Below are 22,434 nucleotides of genomic sequence, written 5' to 3'. Positions count from 1 at the left end.
GAGGGTTGCGATTTCCCAGAATCCTCACACTCCCCATCACGGGAAGCCAAGGTAGGGAAAGAGCTTTGGCGGGGGAGAAGGGACGGCGGGACTACGAGGGTATCCCCCTCAGCGCGGGAGCTCCACGGTAAACGTCGAACCCTGCCCCACCTGGCTTTCGACGGTCACGTGACCCCCGGAAGCCTCCACGATCTGCCGTACGATCCAGAGCCCAAGGCCAAAACCGCCGTAGTGACGCACGGAGACGGCCCGCTCGAAGCGATCGAAGATCCGCTGCTGTTGCTCAGGCGGAATGCCGATCCCATTATCGTGGACGCTCAGGCGGGCGTGCCCATTGTCGTGCGTCACCTGCACCAAAATGGGCTTTCCCTGGCCGTACTTGATGGCGTTCGATAAGAGGTTGCTCGTAATCTGTTCGATCCGCGTGGGATCCCAATAGCCGACGACCTTCGGCTCGGCATCGATGGCGATGACGCTCCCGCTCTGCCTGGATTCGGCCTCCAGCGCGTCGGCCGCGTCGCGCACGACCGCCGTCAGGTCGACCTCTTCCGGGGTCAGCTTGAGGCGCCCGCCCGTGATGCGCGAGACGTCGAGCAGCTGCCGCGCCAAGTTGGTCAGGCGATCGACCTGCCGCGCCACCACGGCCAACTTTTCTTGTAATTGAGTTGCATTTTGCTCGCGCCGCTGGAGCCGCTCGATCTGCAGCTTGAGCGGCGTGAGCGGGGTATGGAGCTCGTGCGAGGCGATCGAGAGAAAATCGTCGCGGATGCGGACCGCCGTTTGCAGCTCGCCCTCCACCTCCTTGAGGCGGGTCACGTCCACCAGGGACACCACGCGCATGGCCTCGTGCCCGTGGCCCTGCGGGATCTCCGTGCCGGTGGCGACGAAGGTGCGCGGGCGCGGACCGGCGGCCGTGGGCCACGTGAGCTCGTGGGCTGCGCCGTCGTAGGGGATGTCGGGCGCGTCGGGCAGCTTGTCGCCCGCGAGCTCGCGGGAGGCGCGGTTCGCGAACTGCACGTGGCCGGTGTCGGGCTCCACGAAGAGCAGCGGGGTAGGGATGCGATCGAGCACGGTCTCGAGCCAGCGCCGCTGCTGCTCTTCGGCTGCGCGCATCGCTTCACGCGTGCGGAGCTGCAGCGCCTCGTACTCCTTTTGGCGCAGGCGCGCTTCTTGTTGAAGGATGCGTTGCCCGCGCTCGTAGAGCTCCACGAACACCGAGACCTTGGAGCGCACGATGGCCGGCTCGTACGGTTTCACCACGTAATCGACGGCGCCGTACTCGTAACTCTTGATGCGCAGGCTCGTCTCCGCCGTCAAGAAGATGATGGGCGTGTGGCGCGACTTCTCGCGCTGCTTGATGGCGGCGGCCGTCTCCAGGCCGTCCATGCCGGGCATGCGCAGGTCGAGCAGGATCACGGCGAAGTCGTGCTCGAGCAAGAGGCGCAGCGCTCCCTCGCCCGAGCGGGCCTTCATGATTCGCTGCTCCAAAGGTTCGAGCACGGCCTCGAGCGCGAGCAGATTGGCCGGATCGTCGTCGACTAAAAGTACGTTCGACGGCGATGCCGTACCCCCAGACTCCACGGTCATTCGATTCACCTCCGGTACCTCGGGTATTTCTCCTCGCGCGCTATGCTGGAGCTACCTAGGCCGCGCCGGCGTGGTACAGCGGCCATGATACGTCTTCGTGATCTCGGCCTCGTCGAGGAAGCCGACGATGTGTCCCCCATCATTCAACACGATGAGTTCTCGGGCATCGTTCGACAAGAGGACCTCGAGGGCCACGTGCAAATCATCGTCTTCGTGGACGGACACCGGAGCCGCCATCATGTCGTCGGCCAGCGCGAGACCGCTCAGGTCAGGGTCGGCCGCCATGGTTCGCATGACCTCCGCGTTCACGATGCCTGCGAGCTTCCCATGTTCATCGAGAACTGGAAACGCATCTTGCCAGGCGGAGCTTGCGATTTGCCGGATGACTTCCTGCGCGGGCGTCTGGCGCGAGAAGGTGATGTACGGCCGGCCCTTGCCCATGACATCTCCGACACGGATTTCTTTGAGCACATCGTAAATGAGATCGTCGCGGTGCGCGGGGGATTCGCGCTTGGTCGGCACTTGCGCGTGGTAAAGCGAGCGCTTTCGAAGCGCGACGAAGGCGATGCCCTCGGCCAGCATCAGCGGCACCAGGAGATCGTAGCTGCCGGCGAGCTCGCACGTCATGACCAGCGAGGCGATGGGCACGTGGGCGAGGCCCCCGTAGAACGTCGCCATGCCCACGAGCGCAAAAGCGCCGGGGTCGATGCGCGGATCGTGCAGCAAGAGGCCGGCGGTGCGGCCGAAGGCGCCGCCGAAGATGCCCCCGATGACCAGCGAGGGGCCGAAGTCCCCGGCGCTTCCGCCCGATCCGACGGTGAGCGAGGTGGCGAGGATTTTCACCAGGCCGAGGACCAGCAGAAGCTCGACGCCGCGCCACCCCTCGGGAAACCAGGGCGCACCGGTGATGGCGACCTGCGCCACCCCATAACCTCCGCCGAGGATGCCGAGCCCCTGTCCCGCCGCTCCCACGCTCGGGCCCACGAGCATGAGCACCGGCGTGGCGAACACGCCAAGCAAGAGCCCGCCCAGCGCCGGCTTGCTCCACGCCGGAAGCGAGAGGGATTTGGCATAGCGCTGCACCCCATGCAGCGCGCCCGAGAACCCCGCCGCCACCACCGACACGATGATGGCCATCAGCGCGTAGAGCGGTAGGTGGGCGGGGACGAAGGGGTAGCGCACGGCGTGCGCGAACAAGGTGGACTCGCCGAAGAACGAGATGAACACCGAGTAGGAGACCACGCTGGAGAGGACCGCGGGCACCACCGCGTCGGACTCGAAGTCGTCGCGGTGGAGCACTTCGACGGCGAGGAGCGCGGCGCCGAGGGGCGTGCGGAACACAGCCGCCATGCCGGCCGCGGTCCCTGCGACGAGGAGGATGCGTTGCTCGCGTTCGCTCACCCGAAGGTAGCGGCCAATGACGGAGCCGATGCCTCCGCCGATGAGCATGGTCGGCCCTTCGCGTCCGCCCGAACCGCCCGTGCCCAAGGTGAGAACGGAGACGATGCCTTTGATGAAGGGGACCCGCCGTCGCACCTTTCCGCCTTGATGGTGGAAGGCGTGGATGATCGCGTCGGAGCCGCCGCCCAACGTCTCGGGCGCAAAGCGGGCCGAGATGAGACCCGCGGCGAGCGCGCCCAGGGCCGGAACCGCCCAGAGGAGCCAAGGTCGAAAGGGCGCCGCATGCGCCTGGCTGCCAATGAGCTCCTCACCGTGCGCGCGCAGCGGGATGTAACCGGCGAGCTCGTCGAGCACCAAGGTCGCGACGAACTCGAGCGCGGCAAAGAAGAGCGTACCCGCTAGCCCCGCGGCGGCGCCCACCAGCGCCGCGTGCAGAAGCGTGCGTCCCAAGAGCTGCAAATCGAGCTGGGGCGAGGCCGATGCGCGGAGGAAGCGCCGCCAACGCTTGTCCGGCTCGTTCCGGGGGATCTCGGGCGGGGAAGAAGACAATCGCTCTCCGGGGATGCTCCGGAGAGATTACTCGTCATGTCGAGGTGCGGTAGGGCCCTTCGCTCGGAACCGTGTTGGGCTGCCCACCTGGGACCTTGGCGGCGAACCCAGCGAGACGGGTGGCCACCAGCGCGCCGAACCCGATGAGCCCGACGATCACGGGCACGATCAAACCCACGTACGGGATGGCCGACAGCAGCATGAAGAGCACGCAACCGACCGCCAGGTGCACGTGTTGGTTCTCCGTCTTGTGCGCCACCAGCCCCTTACCGAGGGTGGCCAGCACCGCGCAGATTCCGGCATAGATGCCGAAGGTCCCCACGAGCAAGCCGATGATGGCGAGGGGAATGCCGACCAAGGTCACGCACAGCGCGACCAGCCCGATGGCTGTCGCGAACATCGCGAGAACTCCGAGCGCAAAGCTGCGCATCGGGCGCGTCGCGATCTCGGTCCGCAGCATATCCATGCGGCGGGTGGCGAGCGACAAGAGGACCGCGCCGAAGACGAAGAGCAGCGCGGTGTGCTCCACCGCGTTCGAGGCGTGCTCGGCGAGGCGCTTGTACCAAGGGCGCTCCTCGCTCCACGACGCCCCGCGATCCCTCCGAGGCCTGGCGCTGCTCTTCGATCCATCGTCTTCGTCGTCGTGCGAGCCGCCTCGATCGCCGCGCCCGTTCCATTCATGGCCGCCGATCTTGGCGCCGGGCTCGCGGATGACGGAGCCGCCGACCACGCCCACCTCGCCGTCGACGATCGCGCCGTTGCTGATCTGCACCTTGCCGCCGAGGGCGCTCACGTCGCCGTGCACGCGCGCGCCTTCGTGAATGTGCGCCGAGCCTCCCATGACCACGAGATCGCCTTGCGCTTCGCCGTAGACGTCGACCGAGCCCCCGAAGACGCTGATGTCGTCGACCACTTCGCCCTTCTCGATCCGCGCCGAGCCGCCGCTGATGACCCGATCCTCGGCGTGCTTGCCGTGCTTATGCCCATGCGCCGCCGGAGGCGGAGCATCGTCGGGATCGGAGTCCATGTCGAACGAGGGAGGCTCCGGCGGGGCGGGGGGCGATGGGGGTGATGGGGGCGACGGCGGTGATGCCGGCGACAAAGACGGCGGGGACGGGGGCGCGCCCAAGTTGCCCGGCGCCGCATTCGGAGCGGGGGAGGGCGCTGCTGCGTTCGCGGTTTGGGGATCGCGCGCCGCTTGGGCGCGGGAGATCTCGACGACGTTCCCTTCGCGGTGGGCGGTGTACTCGGCGTCGTTCAAGACGAGGTCGAGCACCTTGGTGGCCGGGAGATCCTTGACGTGAATGTCGATGGGATCGCCCGGCGGGGCGTGGACCACCACGTTCCAGCCGGCGGCGCTCGCGATGCGGCGTACGGCTTCGGCTTTCGAGGCGCCGGTGACATCGAGGGAGATCTTCTTCTCCTCGCTGGGCCAAGCGCCTTCGCGCTTCACCGAGGCGAGCGCCGTGCTGGGGAGCGCGATCGCCCCGAGCGACATGACCCCCACGACTGCCAAACCGTACCTCATGATCGTCTCCTGTTTCCCTCGAGTCGCGCCCATCACCTGCCCGTGCTCCCATCCGGGCTTGCCGGGTTCTGACGCATCGCAATCGTGACACCGATCAACATCAACAGGGCCGCGCTCGCATAACTGATGGCGACGGGCACCGCCGTACCACTGCGCACCACGGTGATGACGCCGTGGAGCAATTGCGGAATGGCGCGGAGCATCACACGCGAGCTCTCCTCGAACCAAACGGGCGCGCTCGTGATCGATGGGAGCGCGGCCAGCCCCGCGACGAGGAGCGCCGCCGCGATGGCGGCCCATGGAAGCCGAATGGGCTCCGCGGGTTGTTCGAGTTGCGCGGCTTGCGCCGCCGCCTGGGTGCCGTTCGCGGGAGCATGGGCCGCTGCTTGGTTGGACGCAGAAGGCGCGAGCTCATTCAAGTGCGCGCTGATACGCGCCGAGAGCATGGCGGCGTTGCCGATGGCGCACACGCACGTCTCGCACGATTGAAGGTGCACGAGGGCGACGTTGGGGATGATGCTCAGCTGTCCATCGGCGATGGCCGTGAGCACGATCTCGGAGAGATGGCGGCCGCCTCCACCCGTCCCGCCGGTCCCGCCGGTCCCGCATTGCGCACCAGATGGCGCACCAGATAGCGCACCAGATGGCGCACCATCATGCGCATCATGATCGCTTCCCGGTTCGGCGCCTACGCCCGCTTGCTCCGCGGGCTCCCAGACGAGTTCGAGCGGAAGTTTTTCGTCATCGATCATGATTGCCTCGCTTGCTCGTCCAAGAGTTCGGCCATCGCTTTGCGTCCGCGTGTAACCCATGTTGCCACGGTGCCGAGCGGCACCTGCATCTCCGCTGCAATCTGCTGGTAACTCTTCCCCTCGAGGTGAAACTTGGCGAGGGCCGTTCGAGTATTTTCGTTGAGGCCCTCGATGGCCTTGCGCACCATGGCCTGACGGCGGGCGCTCTCCATCCGTTCGAGGGGATCGGGTTTGGAATCGGGGACCCGTTCCACCAATGGCGGCAAATCATCCGACCCATCGGAAAGGTCACGGGCATCTTGTACCGTTCGGGACCGTTTCCGCGCACGCAAGACGTCGAGCGCCACATGACGCGCAATGCCAATGACCCAAGGTCGGAGCGGTTCGCCGTCGCGCAGACGCGCCGTTCCTTCGAGGGCGCGGCGAAGGGCTTCGTTGGCGCAATCTTCCACATCGGGGTGACCCTGTCCTTGCCGTAGAACCGCCGCTACCACCGCGCGGACCACCGGATGGAGCTCCGCTGCCACGCCGTGCAGCTCGGCGACGCGCGGCGGCACGGATGAGTCGGCGCGCGGGGACATGAGGAGCGAGAGCATAGACTCCTCTTCGTTCGTCCGGGGAGGGCAGGAAATTTCAGCGGGCCCGGCGGGGGTGGTTGTGCCGGGCTGGCGCCGCCGGGCGGGGGACGCGCGGCGGTCCGGGGCTGTGGCGTGCGCGCTCGATCCTGGCGCGTGTATGTGCGTGCGGGAGAGGCGGACGAACGGCGCAGGCGCTGGATGCCGGCGCCGCTCTCTCGAGGCGCGAGGGCGCTAAGGCTTGCAGCAGACGGTGCGGAGCGTACCTGTCACCGACCGTACCGGGGTCGCCGCCGACGCGTCATACCCGCCGGTTTGGAACTTATTCTCGTAATACAAAGCCTGATAGGTTTTCGGGGACGATGCATCCTGCCCAATGACGGGATTGCACCCGCCGTCGACATCGACCGAATCGTTCGTACCGGTGCAGTTGTTACCGGTGTAGAGCTTGACGCTGGTCGAGCATGTCGCCGAGTACGAGCACCCCGTGCAGCTCCCGCAGGTGATGTCTGCGCCGGTGCCGAGGAGGTGCTTTTCGGTGTACCCGCTCGGACAGGACCTGTCGCCGTCGCGCGCGATGCAAGCGTGTGGCTGTGCACAGAGCGCGAGCCTGCACTCCGAGACGGTGGAGGTGCAGGTTCGAACCGACGTCGTGGCCAAGCTGCTGGTGTCCTTGGTGCCCGAGCATGATCCGTTCGAGCATCCGAACACGGGGTTCGCGGGCTGCGGTATCGCCTTGAAATGGTGAATCGTCCGAGGCTGAAGATCCGAGCATCCCTGTGAGAACTCGTCGTTGCCCGTGAAATCGCTCCCGCACACCGCCGTGTAGGGGTCGCCGTCCCATCGCGACATGCGGATATTTCCCGGGCACTGGTTCTCTTGGGGGCTCTTGCCGCGGCAATCGCACCCGCAGCTTCCGCCGGTGGGATCGGTCACCATCGGGGGGCCTGCGTCGTAGCCCGTTCCACAGTTGGCGGCGCCGGGCAGATATCCGACCGGCTCCCAACCCGAGGGAAGGCCGTCGCACGCATTCGCACTACCGCCGCTGCAAATCGGGGTCGTTACGTCGACGCCCGCGTCCTTCGGCCCACTATCCGGCCCCGGCCCCGGCCTCCACGTATCCGGCAAGCTCGCATCGAAGGCGCCCCCGCCCCCCGCGAAACCTCCTTCATCGAGACTGCACGCGACGACGATCGCGAAGGGTGCCGTCATCAAAGCCAAGACCGCGATTCGACCCGTACGGAGAGACCCGAGTTTTCCCATAGGTGTGGATAACCGCGTAGCATCGCAAAATTCCGTCTCTCTCGTCAAATGACGAATTCGAAACATCGCTCGAACCCCCGATTATGCGGCCGGAAGATGTGAAAACGCACGGCCTTCGCCGATCCACTTTTTTTCTCGAGCAGGAGTACGAGCGATCCACCACCGGTGGCTCCATCGCGTGCGACAGCGCCGTGTACAGCGTCTGTAACATGTTGTGACATCTCGGGAAAACGCGGTGCGGACGCGCGATGCGCGCCGTTCTCCGATTCGATTTCGGCTCGGAATGCGGCGGCATGCGCGTTGCTCTAGGCGTGGGCTCTCACTCGGAAAACGAGGGCGAATCCATCGGGATTTGCCGCGCAATCTGGTCGAAACGAAGGAGCTCGGGGCATGAAAGTCGGTTCTCGCAAACGTTGGCTGATGATGGCCGCGCCACTGCTCGCAGCGGCAGTTGGCTTGGCCGCAGGGGGCCGTACCGCAGGGGCGGCTGACGCGGGAGAAGATCAGGCGGCATTCAAAGAGCGGTGCGCCACGCGCCTTTCCGTTGCCATCGTCGGGACGAGCGCCAGCGCGCAAGCTCTCTCGGCGGCCGATCCGCAAGGGGAGGTCGATGCGATGATCGGCACCCCCGCATTCCAGGAGCGCTTCGCGCGCTTCATCAACGCGGAGTTCAATCGCGATCCGGGGAAAAACTCGGCGGAGGATGCTTCGTACCATCTCGCGAAATACGTCGTTCAGAACAACAAACCTTGGTCGGATATGTTCGTCGGCCAATACAAAGTGGATTCGGCCCAGCCCAATGGAGCGGCCACCGTCACCGCCGATCCCAATGGCCTCGGTTACTTCCGCAGCAACACGTGGCTCGTTCGCTACGCGGGAAATGAGCTCGCGGGCATCAAGATCGCGACCGCGTACCGCATCTTGAACAACGTGGTCGGTCTGCAGTTGATGGCCACCACCAACGCGCCCGACGCCGACATCAGCGCCAACGGCCGGCAAGCCGGTTCGTGCGCGGGCTGCCACTACAACAATTGGTACGCGCTCGACAAGACGGCGAGCGTCCTCTCCAAGCGGAAGACGGACGCCAAGGGCAACGTCACCTTCGAGCCGTACGCCGGAGGGGCCAAGACCGTCCTGGGCGACAAGTCCGTCTCGGACGACAAAGGTCTGGTGCAAGCGCTGGTCGACTCGGAGAACTTCTCGTTCAACGCGTGCAGCCTCTCGTTCAAGTACCTCTACGGCCGCCCGGGGAACGCGTGCGAAGGCGCCGTCCTCGACAAGTGCATGGAGACCTTCAAGGCGCAGAAGACGATCCAGTCCGCCATCTCCGTGATCGCCAAAGACCCCGGCTTTTGCCAGTAACAGCGAGGACGAACCAGCGATGAAAGCCATGGTCGCAAAAGCACGCAACAACGCTACGATCCTCCCGCTCTCCGGCCTCGCGGTCGCGAGCCTCATCTCGTTCGTCACCGTGGCCTCGGCGGTGACCGGTTGCAGCAGCAAGTCGTCCGGCGAGTGCTTGGACGAAAATTGCTCCGGCGGGCCCGGGGATCCCAGCGATCCGAACGATCCGAACAACCCGGGAAACCCCAACAACCCGAACCAAGTTCCCACCTGCGGCGCGGCCACCGGCGTCGCCCATATGGGGCTCGGCAACGTGGACTTGAGCAAGCAGCTCGCCAATGTGGCCGCCGGCGTCGACCGCGGTCGCATGAAGCCGTTCAGCGCGCTCTCCACCGAGTACGCGCGCGTGCTCGGCGCGACGAACAACCCCAAGGCGTCGCTCGACTCGAGCAAGTCGACCTTCGGCGAGCCCGAGGCGCGATGGTCGCAGGAGCCGGCGGCGAGCGCGGTCAGCTTGTACACGGCCTACCGCGTGGGCTTCGATGGGTGCTTGCAGCTCACGGGCGCCGTGGCCAACGGGAGCGGCGCGCCGCAGGGCGATGCCAAGTACAACACGGCGCCCGATGCGGCTTCGGCCAAGGCCGAGTGCGAAGCGTGGACGCGCAAGTTCTGGAGCCGCGCGGCGTCGCCCGATGAAGTGCAAGGGTGCGTGGACATCGCGGTGACGGCTTCTGCGCAAGAGGGCACCACCCCGACCCCACCCAAACGACGTTGGGCTTATGCATGCGCCACCGTCCTCTCAGCAACTGGGTTTTTGGCCTACTGACGGCACGACCGTAGGGACATGGAGACATTTTCATGAGTAACTATCGACATCTCTCGCGTCGTGGATTTCTGAAGGGCCTCGGGGTCGCGGCCGGCGCTGCCGCGGGGACGCGCCTCGGTGGGCCGGGTTGGCTGGGACCGGCCTTCGCGGCCGACGGCGAAAAGTCGGCGCTGGTGAGCATCTTCCTCTCCGGCGGCTACAACGCCATCTTCCCCGCGCCGTTTGCGTTCAAGGGCAAGTCGTTCGGGGTGACCGACGGCAACATCAAGTCCCTCGGGAACAACGTGTACGTCGATGCCGCGTCGCTCGGCTCCCTCGACGCGTTTTCCCTCGGGCACATGGCGTCGATTGGCAACCGGCACGGCTCGAGCGATCACGGTAACGCGCAGTCGCTCAACTTCGGCGAGGCCAATCGTTCGTACGCGCTGCAGCTCGCCGCCGCCATGGGCGGGACCGCGGCCATCAAAGCGGCGTCGATGGGGCGCTTGCCGCCCGGTCCGAAGGCCGCGGAGTCCGGCGTGTCGTACCAGCAGATCAACGATATGGGCTCCACCATCAAGACCCTCGGCGGCGGCGATCCCGATCCGAAGACCCCCGCGCGCAACGTGGCCTCGGAGGCCATCGCGCGCGCCGGGACCATGAGCTCGGGCTCCATGGGCAAGAACCCGAACGCGCTCGTGAGCTTTCGCGATGGTTACTCGACGGCGGTCGAGACCTTGAAGAAGCCGGTGCAGCCTTTCAGCTTCCCGACCCTCGCGCAAGCGTACGGCCAATCGACCACGGACACCGCCGTCAAGAGCTTCGCCTCGAAGATGGTCGGCGCCGAGCTCATGATCCGCGCAGGCGCCAACCTGGTGACCGTCACCGACGATTTCTCGTGGGACTCGCACGGCGACACCTCCGGCAACAACGTGCGCAACCGCATGAACCAGAGCATCATGCCGTCGCTCAAGACCTTCCTCGCGCGCCTCCAGTCGGACCCCGACCTCAAGGCCATGAACGTGGTGGTCATGATTCACGGCGACTTCTCACGAAGCCTGCCAGGCTCCGATCACCAGCCGAACCTGACCGCCACCGTCATCGGCAAATACGTGCAGGTCGGGAGCACCGGGAACACCGACGCCAATGTGGCGCTCCCCCCGAGCACCCCGGGCACCAAAGGCATGTGGGCCTACGTTGCAAAGGCCCTCAAGTGCCCGACCGAGCCCTTCGGGCCCAACCCGCACGCGTTGGTGCTGTAGACGCCTCGTTCGAGCTTCGAGCCGCGTCGAGCTTCGAGCCGCGTCGAGCTTCGAGCCGCGTCGAACGCCGGCCGCGTCGAACGTCGAGCCGCGTCGAACGTCCCTCCTCCTGCGGGGAGGGACGCAGCGACTTCGACGAGCCGGCGATCGGTCCGTCTCCAGATACGTCTCGCCATGAGATACACGCTATTCAGTCAGCGCGTGGTGTAACCGCCATTGGCGAAGATGGTTTGACCGGTGATCCACCAGCCATCGGTCACCAAAAACTTCACCGCGGGGACGATGTCCTCGATATCGGTGAGCCCGGTCTTGGATCGCGGGCTGAGGGCGGCCGCGGACTTGTGGTACGCCACCGCGTCGGCCGACTCCTGGCCGTAGAAGAACGGCGTATCCATGGGCCCGGGGCCGATGGCCGTGACGGAGATGCCGCGCGACGCGAACTCCTTCGAGGCCGCGCGCGTAAAGTGCTCGACGGGCGATTTGGTCCCGGCGTACGTCGAATAGAAACCCGTGTACGCGGCCAAGAGCGAGGTCACCAAGGTGCAGATGGCGCCGTTTTCGTTGAGGTGCTTTCCGGCTTGTTGAATGAAGAAATAGGCGGCCTTGGCGTTGATGGCGCTCATCTCGTCGTACTCTTCTTCCGAGGTCTCGACGATGGGCTTCTTCAGCACCTTGCCGACCGTGTTCACGGCAATGTCGATGCCGCCGAGGCGCTTCTTGGCCTCCTCGAAGACCTTGGCCACATTGGCGGCCTTGGTGAAGTCACCTTGCAATGCGAACGCTTCGCCGCCCGCCTTCACGATGGTCGCGACGGTCTGATCCGCAGCGCTCTTCGTCGACGCGCTGTTGTAGTGAATGGCCAGCCTCGCGCCGTCGGCGGCGAAGGTGCGCGCGAGAAGCCCGCCGAGGTTCTTTGCGCCGCCGCCGATCAGAACGGCTTTTCCTTCGAGTGAATGATTCGCCATGGATAAGTCTCCTGTGGTTTCCAAACCGAGTGCGGTGTTCTTTGTGCATCTCCTCGGCCATCCGCAGAAGGCGCCCTGGCCTCGACAGAGTGGTTACGAATTCGAAACAATGATCCCGTGGCGTTCGAAGAGGCCGGCGGCCCAATCGGTGAACGCGCGGACCCGCGCCGGCACCTGCCGGCGGTGCGGATAGACGATGGCGATGCCGAGCGGCGCCGCGGCGTACGCGGGGAGGACCGCGACGAGCGCCCCGGACTCCAGGTGGTGCCGCACGTCGTAAGCCGGAACTTGGATGAGGCCGAGGCCGGCCAAGCCGCACGCGATGTACGTCTCCGCGTTGTCGACCGCGACCGCGCTTCGCATCCGCATCGATCGCACCGCGCCACCCTCCACGTACTCCCACTCCGCGCTGCCCGCGAAGGTGGTCGAGTAGTGCACGATCCGATGGCGATCGAGATCTTCCAGCGCGTTCGGCTTTCCATGGCGCGCGAGGTAGCTCGGGCTCGCGCAGTTCACCAAGCGGAGCGCGCCGAGGTGCCGCGCGACCAGGCTGGAGTCCGGGAGCCTCCCGACGTGCACGACCGCATCGATGCCCTTCTCCACCAGGTTGATCGAGCGATCGGAGGCGCCGAGGCGGAGCTCGAGCCCCGGGTTGCGCGAGAGCCACTCGGGGAGGGCGGGGACGAGGATGCGCCGTGCGATGCGCGTGGGCGCGTCGATGGCGAGCTTGCCCAGCAAGCGGCGGGGCACCTCCGCGAACAGCTGCTCGGCCTCTTCGAGCTCGGAGAGGATCCGTAGGCAGCGCTCGTGAAAAGCGAGGCCCTCCGCCGTCAGGTGCACCCTGCGCGTGGTGCGGTGTACCAGGCGGGCGCCCAGGTGGGTCTCGAGCCGTTGGACGGCGACCGAGACCGCGGCCCGTGAGATGCCCAAGGCCACGGCGGCCTTGGTGAAGCTGCCCATCTGGGCCACGTGCGCGAAGACCTGCAAGGTCTGGAACCTGTCCATGGGGGCAGGCTACGCCGATTGTTCACACGGTCGGAACAGTCACCGAGCCCGGCGCGGGCCTTGGTTTCCAAGATGCCTCGGTCGGGCGCCTCAGCGGGGCAGTCAGGCGCCCTCGACGAGGGCCGTGAGGCGGTCGAGCGCCGTTTCGAGGACTTGCGCCGAGGGGCCGAAGGAGAAACGCACGTAGTGGCGGAATCGCGAGGGGCGGCCGCCGCGGCGCTTGCCGGGGTTCACGTCGAAGAACTCGCCGGGGACGACGATGACCTTCTTCTCGAGCGCGGCACGAAAGAGCCCCATGCCGTCGTTGAGCGGCGGGGGCAGGGTGCTCACGTCGCCCCAGAGGTAGAAGGTGCCGTCGGGGGCGCGGTCGAAGCGGACCCCGATGCGCTGCAGGCGCGAGTGCAGGCGATCGCGCTTGTCGCGGAAGGCGGTCTGGATGGCCGTCGTCTCCTTGATCACGTGGTCCTCGGCCAAGAGCGGGATGGCCGCGCGCTGCAGCGGCTTGGAGCCGCCGCCGTCGAGGAAGGAGCCCGCGCTCGACAGCGCCTCGATGACCCGCTTGGGGCCGATGGCCCAGGTGACGCGCCAGCCCGGGTAGCGCCAATTCTTGGTGAGCCCATCGAAGAGCAGCACCGGATCGCGGTCGACGTCCACCACATAGCGCGCGGCGCTCTCCACCGGCAGCGCGCCGCGGCGGGTGCGGTACACGTAGTGCGAGTAGAACTCGTCGAGCATCAAGGTGCAATCGAGCTCGCGCGCCACCGCCACCCAGCGCGAGAGCTCCTCGCCCTCCACGTGCTTGCCGGTGGGGTTGCACGGGTTGGAGAGGAGGATGGCGCTGAGGCCGCGGCCGAGGATCTCGCGCCGCAGCTCGTCGGCCGAGAAGGCGTAGCCGCGATCGCCCTCGAGCAAAATGGGGATGGAGGTGAAGGCCTTGAAGATGTCGAGCAGCTCTTCGTAGGCGGTGTAGTCGGGGAGGAAGTGCCCGAGGTTGATCGATCCGAGGCTGGCCGCCGCCCGGGTGAGCGCGGCGCGGCCGCCGCCCGACACACAGACGTTCTCCGCCGTGTACTGGGAGGGGAGGCCGCGGCGGTACAATTGGTTGTAGAGTGCAGCAATCGCCTCGCGCAGCTCGGGGATGCCGGCGATGGGGGCGTACTCTTGATCGTCGACGTCGATGGCCACCGACTGCACGCGCGGGGGGGCGCCCGGGAGATCGCCGGTTTCGGGTTGCCCTTGGCCGAGGTTGCACCACTCGGGGTTGGCCGACGAGAAGCCGCGCTTGGAGGCCTCGGTGGTGACGTAGATGACACCGGTTCGTGGCACCGTGCGGAACGCCCCTGGCGCGCTAGCCGCCGCCGGTGCGCTCGCCGCCGGCGCGCTGGCCGCCGGCGCGCTGGCCGCCGGCGCGCTGGCCGCTCCAGGACTCGGTGCGATGCGAGGATTGTCCACCTGTTGCGAGTCGCCCATGCTTTGCTTGTAACAGATGGCCGGCCCCCGCTCGATTGTGCACGTCGACATGGATGCTTTTTATGCTTCCGTCGAACGCCGTGACGATCCACGCCTTTTGGGCAAGCCGCTCCTCGTGGGCGGAACCGCGCGACGCGGGGTCGTGCTCGCGGCATCGTACGAGGCGCGGGTTTTCGGCCCGCGGTCGGCGATGTCCATGGCCGAGGCGCTCCGGCTTTGCCCGCACGCCGTGGTGGTGCCACCGCGGCACGAGCGGTACGCGGAGGTGAGCCGCGCCGTGTTCGGTATTTTCGAGCGGTACACGCCGCTGGTGGAAGGGCTCAGCGTCGACGAAGCGTTCCTCGACGTGACCGAGAGCCGTTCGCTGTTCGGCGATGGCGGGACCATCGGGGCCGCGATCAAGCGGGACATCGCGGGCGAGCTGGGGCTGACCGCCTCCGCAGGGGTGGCGCCGTCGAAGTTCGTGGCCAAGGTCGCCAGCGATCTTCGAAAGCCCGACGCGCTGGTGGTGGTGCCGGAGGATGGCGTGGCCGCATTTCTCGCGCCGCTGCCGATCGAGCGGATGTGGGGGGTCGGTCCCAAGACCGCGCCGCGGTTGCGCGCCCTCGGCTTCAACACGTTGGGCGATCTGGCGACGGCCGATCCGCGGGTGCTCGATCACGTGCTCGGAAGCTGGGGCCGGCATGTGCACGATCTCGCGCGGGGGTTCGATCCGCGCGAGGTGGATCCCGATCGGGCCGCCAAGTCCGTGGGCGCCGAGGAGACGTACGAGCACGATTTGGTGGGCGCGGAGTCCATCGAGCGCACCTTGCTGGCGCACGCGGCGCGCGTGGCGCAGCGCCTTCGCGAGTCGAAGCTCGCGGGGCGCACCGTGGTCGTCAAATTGAAGTACGCCGACTTCACCCTTCGAACACGGCGCACGTCGCTGCCGGATCCCGTCGATGACACGTCGAGCATCTTCGAAGCGGCGCGCGGGCTGCTCGCGCAGTTTGCCCCTGGCCCCGTGCGCCTCACGGGGGTGGCGCTGTCGGGGTTGGTCGAGATCGATGGCGGCTCGGACTCCGCATCGCATGCGGGCGCGCATACGCAGGCGCAAGGGAAGCTCTTCGAAGATCCCGCGGACGCGCGCCGCGCGCAACGGAGTCGGGTGGAGGACGTGGTGCTCGCGATTGGCCGGCGCTACAGCGAGGGCGTCACACGTGCGACGCTCCTGAAGATGGACGAGAAGTTGGCCAAGGGTCGAAAAACCCGCTAGCCCCTGGTGTCGCTGCACCCGCGTTCGCTCGTCGGACGCGCTCTTACTTCATGCGTGCACCTTGGGTTGGTGCACGCCGCGTCTGCCTACCCTCACCTACGACCTTCGAGAGGCCGTCCAGGTGTGGGTCGTGCAATGTGGACAACAAGGGAGGAAGTCGATGCGCTTCAGAGGTTCGGAGGCCTGCCGCCGTACGCGGCCGACCTTCAACGCACACGTCCGCCGTACGCGGCCGACGTTCCAAGCCGTATACCGGTCGATCCTGGTCCTGGCGCTCGCCGCCGGCGCTTCGCTCATGCCGGCGCGTGTCGATGCCATGGACCCTTCGCCCGTTGCGCTCGTGGCCGTAGGCGAAGTCTCGACCAGCGTCGTTCGCCCCGGGGTCGACGTCCCTGGCGTCCTCCGCGCCGCCGTGACCGAGGAGCTCCCATCCCTCGACTTGAGCCGCGCCCGCCGGCGGCCCGTCATCCTCTCCGTCTCGCTGCTTCGCATGGAGACCGAGTCGACCGCCGAAGGCGCCGCCACCACCTGCGTCATCTCCGCCGCCCTCCGCACCAAAAAAGGCGGCAACATCTTCGCCGTGCTCGAGGGCCGCGCCAAGGCCCAGTCCGACACCTCGGCCCCCTTTGCCCAAGAGCGCCTGGCCCTCCGCACCGCCGTCCGCGGCGCCCTCCAACGCATCCCCGAGGCGCTCGCGCAGTAACCGACGCTCAATGCGTGTAGCGCAGGACGCGCCAGACCAGAAGCTCGTCCTCGTCGACCGAAACCCACGCGAAATACGGTGGAACGTAGAGTCGAAACTCGCGAACGCCGTTCACGCTGACCCAGCGCAGATCCCCTTCGCCTGTCTCGGCAAAACGTTGGATGGCCGCATCGACTTTTGCAGCTGCACGCCAAGGCATGCGTTTGAGATCCTGCACCGCCAGGAAACCCCAACGGGGCGTGCGGCTCATTTTTCGTGGGGCTGTGTGCCGTCTTCGAGCGCCTTCGCCATCTCCTCGTGGGAGACGAAGCGCCCATCGGCGCGCGCTTCGAGCAGCGCGAGGCGCTCGTCCTCCGTCACGCCACGTTCATCGCGCCGGGCGTTCTCCATGGCTGCAAGAACGGGATCGTGCGCTCGGAGTCGTGTGCTCGCGGGACCCATGACGGAGAACCGTATCCCAAAGACACGGCACGCGCCAGCCACGACAGCGGACCCACCCATAGCCGTCAACTCAGTGTAAGAAGCACATCACTGGGGTCTTCGACATGAAGCGGTACATTGCGGTGGCAGGAACCATCGGGGCGGGAAAGACGTCGCTGGTGGCGTGGTTGGTGAAGCGCTATGGGCTCAAAGCTTTTTACGAGCCGAACGAGGCCAACCCGTATTTGTCGGATTTTTATCACGACATGAAGCGGTGGGCGTTTCACTCGCAGGCTTTTTTTCTCGCGCACAAGCTCGAGCTGCACCAGGAGCTCGAACGGTGCGAGGCGCCGGCCGTCATCGATCGCACCATTTACGAGGATGCGGAGATTTTTGCGCAGAGCCTCTATGCGCAGGGGAACATCGAGCCGCGGGATTGGGAGGTGTACCAGCGGCTCTATCGGGGCATTTTGCGGGCGCTTCGCCCGCCCGATGTGCTCATTGCGCTCACGTGCTCGCTCGGGACCACGAAGAAGCGCATCGCGCGGCGCGGGCGGGCGATGGAGAAAGAGATTCCCACGGCGTACCTGCGTGGGCTGCACAAACTCTACGAGCGATGGTTCGATGCCTACGACCTGTCGCCCATCGTTCGGATCGACACCACGAAGCTGGACTACGTCGAAGATTTGGTCGACCTCATCGACTTGACCCGAACCTTGGACGAAGCGCTTCTGTGACGCGAATCAGCTCGCGATCCGCTCGCGCAGGAGCTCGCGGATGCGCCCGATGTCGGCCGGCTTCTCGAGGCGCGGGTTGGGGACGCGTTCCAGAAATTCACGCGCGCCCGTGCTCGAAGCGCCGCCGGTGAAGAAGATCAACTTGGCGCATTGGGCGGGGAAGCGGCGGTGGAGCTCTTCGTAGAGATCCATGCCGCTCATCTCGGGCATCATCAGATCGCACAACACCAGATCGAACGGCCCGCCGGAGGAGATGAGATCGAGCGCCGTGCGTGCGGATTGCACCGCGGTGACCTCGTAGTCGCGTTTGAGGCTTCGTTGGAGCGAGCTGCAGACGAGCGGCTCGTCGTCGACGATGAGGATGTGCGCCCGGCCGGAGTGGTCGCGCGCCACCGGCAGGACCGCCGAGGTGTTCGACGGGAGCTCGACCCGGAAAGTGCTGCCGCGTCCGAGCTCGCTCTCGACCAGGATGCGCCCGCCCAGGCTCTGCACGATGTTGTGACAGACGAACAGACCGAGGCCCGTGCGCAAGGTGGGCTTGGTGGTGAAGAACGGCTCGAAGATGCGCTCGCGCACCTGGTTCGACATGCCCACGCCCGTGTCGGACACCTCGACGATCACGCCCTCCCGCTCCAAGCGCGTGGCCACCCGCACCGTGTGCTCGCGCGCCCTGCCCTCCGGGATCGCTTGCACCGCGTTCAGCAGCAGGTTGATGAACACGTGCGCCAGACGGCCATCGTTGGCGATGACGTCGGGCACCTGCCCGAGCTCCGTGACCAGGCGCGCCCGCGCGCGGATCTCGGCGCGGGTCATGTTGAGCGCCGCCTGGAGGATGCGGTGCACGTCCACCGTGCCCTTTCGGTCGTCGCGCGCCTGGGAGAAGATCTTCAGGTCGCGTGTGATGGCCTCCACCCGCTCGGCTCCCTGCCGGGCGTCGGCCAACGCTTCGCGCACTTGGCCGAGCCGTGTGCCGTACTCGGACGCATGGGGGGCCGATTCGGCCAGCCGTCCCAGCTCGTCGATGGCGAAGATCAGGTTCGACGTGACGTACGCCAGCGGGTTGTTGATCTCGTGCGCCACCGAGGCCGCGAGCACGCTGCCCCGCGTGATCCGATCATCGAGCATGAGGCGCGCCTGCACCTCGAGATCGTGGTTCGCCTCCGCCGAGACCATGCTCCGGCGCTCGAGCGCATAGCGAAGGGTGCGCTCGAACAACGGCCCCCCGATGTTGGCTCGATCGAGCACATCGAACGCGCGCGCCGGGATCGGATGCGGCGCCGCCTCACCGTTGGTGCGGGCGAGGACGATGATGGGGATCGTGTCCCCGTGTCGTTCCAACAGCTTGAAGCCGCCCCGCGCGCCAAGCTCGTAGTCGAGCAGGCAGAGGTCGTGTTCGCCGCGTGCGAGCGCGAAGATTCCTCCCTCGACCGAGCGAATCCACTCGAGGGATGTGGACGGGATCTCTTTCAGCCGGTTGGCTATCAGGACGGCATCGGCTTCGTCGTTCGAAACGAGAAGCAGGCGGATCTTCATGGGATCCATCATGGGCATACACAATCGATTGAATGTACGGTCCGCAGCACGACACGCCCCCCTTCGTTTTATTGTTCTGTTGTTCCTTCGTTGTCGTTTCGTCTCTGTTCTGTCGCCTTTTTCGACAAGTTGCTGTGACTACGTGCGAGTGTCAATTGTCCGTCGCAAGACCCCATTTGTCCGCTGCGCCGTCATTTTACGGATGGATGTAATGTTGCAGCGCTCCACGCGAAGCCTCTCGACGTCGGGCGCATTCCGTGCCTTGACGCGTCGCCCTCAAGGTCCGCCGGCGAGCGTCACGTAGAGAACCGGGATGGCGATGCCCACCAGGGCGAGGATGGCGCCCCGACCGCGCAGCCCCTTCTTGCCCTTGATCATGAACAGCCCCGAGATCGACAAGAAGAGCAGCGCGCCGGCGTAAGCATCGGCCACATAGGTCCACGCTTTCTTGCCGCGGTTCAAGTGGAGCCAGTTGGCGAGCCGCAGAAAAAAGCGCGGCTTCTCCCCCTCGTCGAGCACCTCGCCCTTCTCGGGGTTGACGTGGAGCGTGCGGCGCTCCCACAGCACATCGAGCTGGTCGGGCGCGGCGCGGTACACCTCGCGCGGCGGCTCGGTGATGGACAGCTTGGCGGCGACGTCGCGCGCGATGGCCTCGTCGTCGCCCTCCGCGCCCGATGATGTCCAGGGCGCGAAATGGTGGGTCGTTTGGTAGCGGCTGAAGTTCGCATCGCCGTCCTTCCAATCGGCGATGTGGTTTACGGCCAGCCCCGACAACGCGTAGATGAAGGTCAGCCCCACGGCGACATAGCCCACATCGCGGTGGATGGCCCGGAGCCAGGCGCGTACGAACGAAAAGGTCGGAGGGGCAGGCCTCTGCGGCTCACCCATAGCGCTCTTCCTTCCAAGGATCGGCGTGGTTGTTGTAGCCGCGGACCTCCCAATAGCCCGGTCGGTCGACGGGGCTGAAATAGATGCCCGTGATCCACTTGGCGCTCTTCCAGAAATACAGATCGGGGACGAGCGCACGAACCGGCGCGCCATGCGGACGTGCCAGCGGTGAGCCCTCGTAGCGGTGCGCGATCAGCACGTTGGGCGCGAGGGCTTCGCGCAAGAGGACATTGGACGTGTAGCCGTGCGCGGCCTCGAAGATGACGTGCCGTGCGCTCTTTTTGACCTTGGCGCGTGCCGCCAGATCGGCGACGCGCACGCCGGTCCAGTGGCTGTCGAGCACCGTCCACTTGGTGACGCAGTGGACGTCGCACACTTGTTCGACCTGCGGCATCTCGAGCAGCCCCGCGAAGTCGATCGTAAAGGGCTGCTCCACCTCGCCGTGGACCTTCAGCGAAAAGCCCTTGGCGCTCGGATCCCCCTCGCTTCCGCCCATGGCCCGAAGGCGCTGGAGCAAATATTGGTTCGGCGGCAGGCGCGAGCGGCCGTCCGGACGTTTGAGCGCCGCGGCCTCCCGACGGGCCTTTTCGTCGGCTAGCACATAGGTGGCGCCGCCGAGCGCGCAGATGCCGGTACCGGCCGCGAGCACGCGCATGAAGGTTCGGCGGTCGAGCATGCTCGGGGTGTGGGGGGGAGGTCGGTTTGGCATTCGATGAAGGTTACGACTGCCCGCACAAAAGGTTACGCTGCGCGCCCCGTGAAAAGTCCTTCCGAGCTGAAAACCGCCATCCAATCGCCAGGATTCACCCCGAGCTTACGCGATGCGGTCGGTCTTTTGGCTCTGCTCTCCGATCCGGACGTGCTCGTCCGCTCGGCGGTCGAAAAGTCCCTGGCCCGCCTGGGCGAGGCCCTGGTGCCCATCGCCTGCGCGCAGTGGGAGAATGCCCCGACGCCCGCGCGCGTGCACCTCGTTCGCGCCGTGGGCCGGATCACCCAGACCGACGAGGCGGTCGCGCTCTTTCTTCGCGCCCTGGAGGACGCCTCATCGCAGGTGCGCCGCAGCGCGGCACGCGCCCTCGGCAAGGTGCGCGGGGATGCTGCCCCCAAGGCGGAGCACGCCCTGGTCGCCGCTTGGAAAAAAGGCGATTTGTCGCCCGAAGAGCAGCGCGCCTTCGCGTCGGCGCTCGGCACCTTGGGCGCCGAGAGCGCCCTCGAGCTGCTCGCGCCCCTGGCCAAGGGCGCCGAGTCCGATCCGGAGCTCGCGCGCATCGCCGGGCGGGCGCGCTTGATGATCGAGCGAACGCACGTGCGCGAGGCCGGCGGCTCCCTCGACCCGACCTTGGCCCCGCCGTCGCCGATCCCCATCGTTTTTCACGTGCGGCGCGGGCTGGAGCCCGTGCTTCAAGACGAGCTGGAGGCGGCCGGCGACTGGGGTCCGCTGACCGCTGGCGAAGGTTGGGTGCGCGGCACCTTGCGCGGCCCGCTGGAGCGCGCCTTCGTGGCGCGCACGGCGCTCTCGTTCGCGCTGCGGATCGAAAAGCCGTCCGGCAAGGTGGCGGACTTGCTCACGTCCGAGGACGCGCGGAGCATCTTCACGACGTGGACCCGCGGTCCGATCCGCTACCGCCTGGCCTTCGCCGAGGGCGGGCACCGGCGCGCGCAGGTGTGGCAGATCGCGCGGGAGGTCTCGGAGCGCTGGCCCGAGTTGATCAACGATCCGACCGCGAGCCTCTGGGAGGTGCGCGTGTACGAAGCGCGCGACAGCGCAGGCTCGCTGCGCCTGGAGCTATGCCCGCGCGGGCTCGACGATCCGCGCTTTTCGTACCGGGTGCGCGACGTCCCCGCGGCGTCGCACCCCACCATCGCCGCCGCGTTGGTGCGGGTGGCGGGCATCCGCGACGGCGACGTGGTGTGGGATCCGTTCGTCGGCTCGGGCATGGAGCTCATCGAGCGCGCCCGCCTCGGGCCCTGCGAGGCCCTGTTCGGGACCGATCTCGCCTCGAAGGCGCTGGAGGCCGCGCGCGCAAACCTCGACAGCGCGCGCGTGTCCGCCACCCTGTCCTTGGCCGACGCCACCCGCTTCGCGCCCCCCAAGCCGGTCACCCTCATCGTGACCAACCCGCCCATGGGTCTGAGGGTCGCGCGCACCAAGGAGCTCGGAACGATGCTCGAGCAATTTCTCGAGCACGCGGCCGAGGTGTTGGCGCCCGGCGGCAGGCTCACATGGCTCACCCCTTTTCCGGATCGAACGCGCCGCGCGATCCGCGCGCTCCCGCTCGACGTGCAGCTCGCGCGCGAGGTGGACATGGGGGGCTTTTGGGCCACGCTCGAGGTGCTCCAGAAGCAAAAGCCAGCCTCGCGCCGCATCGTGCATCGATGATGCAAAATGTGG

Annotated in this window: 21 protein-coding genes; 7 read left to right on the top strand and 14 right to left on the bottom strand. The window is 66.8% G+C overall.

The window, feature by feature from the left end; translation table 11 throughout:
* Nucleotides 1–108: 108 nt before the first annotated feature.
* The 6 genes from LZC94_40505 to LZC94_40480 form a co-directional block, all read right to left on the bottom strand.
* Nucleotides 109–1,587 (bottom strand): hybrid sensor histidine kinase/response regulator, encoded by a 1,479-nt coding sequence (locus LZC94_40505; GenBank protein WXB14100.1) that lies wholly within the window; start codon nt 1,585–1,587, stop codon nt 109–111.
* Between the two features lie 51 nt (nt 1,588–1,638).
* Nucleotides 1,639–3,537 carry a chloride channel protein gene (locus tag LZC94_40500; protein WXB14099.1) on the bottom strand — a complete coding sequence of 633 codons (1,899 nt, stop codon included), beginning with the start codon at nt 3,535–3,537 and terminating at the stop codon, nt 1,639–1,641.
* Between the two features lie 34 nt (nt 3,538–3,571).
* Nucleotides 3,572–5,065: a polymer-forming cytoskeletal protein gene (locus LZC94_40495; GenBank protein ID WXB14098.1), complete on the bottom strand. Its 1,494-nt coding sequence runs from the start codon at nt 5,063–5,065 to the stop codon at nt 3,572–3,574.
* Between the two features lie 32 nt (nt 5,066–5,097).
* Nucleotides 5,098–5,817 carry a hypothetical protein gene (locus tag LZC94_40490; GenBank protein ID WXB14097.1) on the bottom strand — a complete coding sequence of 240 codons (720 nt, stop codon included), beginning with the start codon at nt 5,815–5,817 and terminating at the stop codon, nt 5,098–5,100.
* Nucleotides 5,814–6,413 carry a sigma-70 family RNA polymerase sigma factor gene (locus LZC94_40485; protein WXB14096.1) on the bottom strand — a complete coding sequence of 200 codons (600 nt, stop codon included), beginning with the start codon at nt 6,411–6,413 and terminating at the stop codon, nt 5,814–5,816. Before LZC94_40485 ends, LZC94_40490 begins: the two co-directional genes overlap by 4 nt.
* Before the next feature lie 213 nt (nt 6,414–6,626).
* Nucleotides 6,627–7,604: a hypothetical protein gene (locus LZC94_40480; protein WXB14095.1), complete on the bottom strand. Its 978-nt coding sequence runs from the start codon at nt 7,602–7,604 to the stop codon at nt 6,627–6,629.
* A 441-nt stretch (nt 7,605–8,045) separates the two neighbouring features.
* Here LZC94_40480 and LZC94_40475 point away from each other — a divergent pair, with 441 nt between their 5' ends.
* The 3 genes from LZC94_40475 to LZC94_40465 are packed head-to-tail and all read left to right on the top strand — an operon-like array spanning nt 8,046 to nt 11,066.
* A complete protein-coding gene (locus LZC94_40475) occupies nt 8,046–9,017 on the top strand; it encodes a hypothetical protein (GenBank protein WXB14094.1) in 972 nt (323 codons plus the stop codon).
* A gap of 19 nt (nt 9,018–9,036) precedes the next feature.
* Complete coding sequence (locus tag LZC94_40470; protein ID WXB14093.1) at nt 9,037–9,825, top strand: hypothetical protein; 789 nt, start codon at nt 9,037–9,039, stop codon at nt 9,823–9,825.
* A gap of 32 nt (nt 9,826–9,857) precedes the next feature.
* Complete coding sequence (locus tag LZC94_40465) at nt 9,858–11,066, top strand: twin-arginine translocation signal domain-containing protein (protein WXB14092.1); 1,209 nt, start codon at nt 9,858–9,860, stop codon at nt 11,064–11,066.
* 194 nt (nt 11,067–11,260) lie between these two features.
* On the opposite strand, the gene LZC94_40460 is transcribed toward LZC94_40465, so the two are convergent.
* The 3 genes from LZC94_40460 to LZC94_40450 form a co-directional block, all read right to left on the bottom strand.
* Nucleotides 11,261–12,031 carry an SDR family oxidoreductase gene (locus tag LZC94_40460; GenBank protein ID WXB14091.1) on the bottom strand — a complete coding sequence of 257 codons (771 nt, stop codon included), beginning with the start codon at nt 12,029–12,031 and terminating at the stop codon, nt 11,261–11,263.
* Between the two features lie 93 nt (nt 12,032–12,124).
* Nucleotides 12,125–13,036, bottom strand: coding sequence for a LysR family transcriptional regulator (locus LZC94_40455; GenBank protein WXB14090.1), 912 nt, complete (start codon nt 13,034–13,036; stop codon nt 12,125–12,127).
* A gap of 102 nt (nt 13,037–13,138) precedes the next feature.
* Entirely contained in the window at nt 13,139–14,557 is a 1,419-nt protein-coding gene (locus LZC94_40450; protein ID WXB14089.1) for a pyridoxal phosphate-dependent aminotransferase, read from the bottom strand.
* Here LZC94_40450 and dinB point away from each other — a divergent pair.
* Together dinB and LZC94_40440 are read left to right on the top strand one after the other, a co-directional pair.
* Nucleotides 14,556–15,761, top strand: coding sequence for a DNA polymerase IV (gene dinB / locus LZC94_40445; protein WXB14088.1), 1,206 nt, complete (start codon nt 14,556–14,558; stop codon nt 15,759–15,761). The genes LZC94_40450 and dinB overlap by 2 nt on opposite strands.
* 160 nt (nt 15,762–15,921) lie before the next feature.
* Complete coding sequence (locus tag LZC94_40440) at nt 15,922–16,464, top strand: hypothetical protein (GenBank protein WXB14087.1); 543 nt, start codon at nt 15,922–15,924, stop codon at nt 16,462–16,464.
* Nucleotides 16,465–16,471: 7 nt separating this feature from the next.
* Here the strand turns inward: LZC94_40440 and LZC94_40435 are convergent, their stop codons facing one another.
* Nucleotides 16,472–16,714: a hypothetical protein gene (locus LZC94_40435; GenBank protein ID WXB14086.1), complete on the bottom strand. Its 243-nt coding sequence runs from the start codon at nt 16,712–16,714 to the stop codon at nt 16,472–16,474.
* On the bottom strand, nt 16,711–16,905 hold the full coding sequence (locus LZC94_40430; GenBank protein ID WXB14085.1) for a hypothetical protein: 195 nt from the start codon (nt 16,903–16,905) through the stop codon (nt 16,711–16,713). The genes LZC94_40435 and LZC94_40430 overlap by 4 nt, the downstream gene beginning before the upstream one ends.
* Nucleotides 16,906–17,009: 104 nt before the next feature.
* Between LZC94_40430 and LZC94_40425 the strand changes: the two genes are divergently transcribed.
* On the top strand, nt 17,010–17,621 hold the full coding sequence (locus LZC94_40425; protein WXB14084.1) for a deoxynucleoside kinase: 612 nt from the start codon (nt 17,010–17,012) through the stop codon (nt 17,619–17,621).
* A 6-nt stretch (nt 17,622–17,627) separates the two neighbouring features.
* Here the strand turns inward: LZC94_40425 and LZC94_40420 are convergent, their stop codons facing one another.
* The 3 genes from LZC94_40420 to LZC94_40410 all read right to left on the bottom strand — a co-directional run bounded on the left by LZC94_40420 (nt 17,628) and on the right by LZC94_40410 (nt 20,718).
* A complete protein-coding gene (locus tag LZC94_40420; protein ID WXB14083.1) occupies nt 17,628–19,166 on the bottom strand; it encodes a response regulator in 1,539 nt (512 codons plus the stop codon).
* 264 nt (nt 19,167–19,430) lie between these two features.
* Nucleotides 19,431–20,042, bottom strand: coding sequence for a PepSY-associated TM helix domain-containing protein (locus LZC94_40415; GenBank protein ID WXB14082.1), 612 nt, complete (start codon nt 20,040–20,042; stop codon nt 19,431–19,433).
* Nucleotides 20,035–20,718 carry a molybdopterin-dependent oxidoreductase gene (locus LZC94_40410; protein ID WXB14081.1) on the bottom strand — a complete coding sequence of 228 codons (684 nt, stop codon included), beginning with the start codon at nt 20,716–20,718 and terminating at the stop codon, nt 20,035–20,037. The genes LZC94_40415 and LZC94_40410 overlap by 8 nt, the downstream gene beginning before the upstream one ends.
* Before the next feature lie 81 nt (nt 20,719–20,799).
* On the opposite strand from LZC94_40410, the gene LZC94_40405 reads away from it, so the two are divergent.
* Nucleotides 20,800–22,422, top strand: a complete 1,623-nt coding sequence (locus LZC94_40405) for a HEAT repeat domain-containing protein (protein ID WXB14080.1) — start codon at nt 20,800–20,802, stop codon at nt 22,420–22,422.
* Nucleotides 22,423–22,434: the final 12 nt, after the last annotated feature.

The organism is Sorangiineae bacterium MSr11954 (assembly GCA_037157815.1).
GTDB lineage: Bacteria > Myxococcota_A > Polyangia > Polyangiales > Polyangiaceae > Pendulispora > Pendulispora albinea.
The sequence above is the reverse complement of the archived record's forward strand: the minus strand, read 5'-3'. Positions and strand labels throughout refer to the sequence as shown.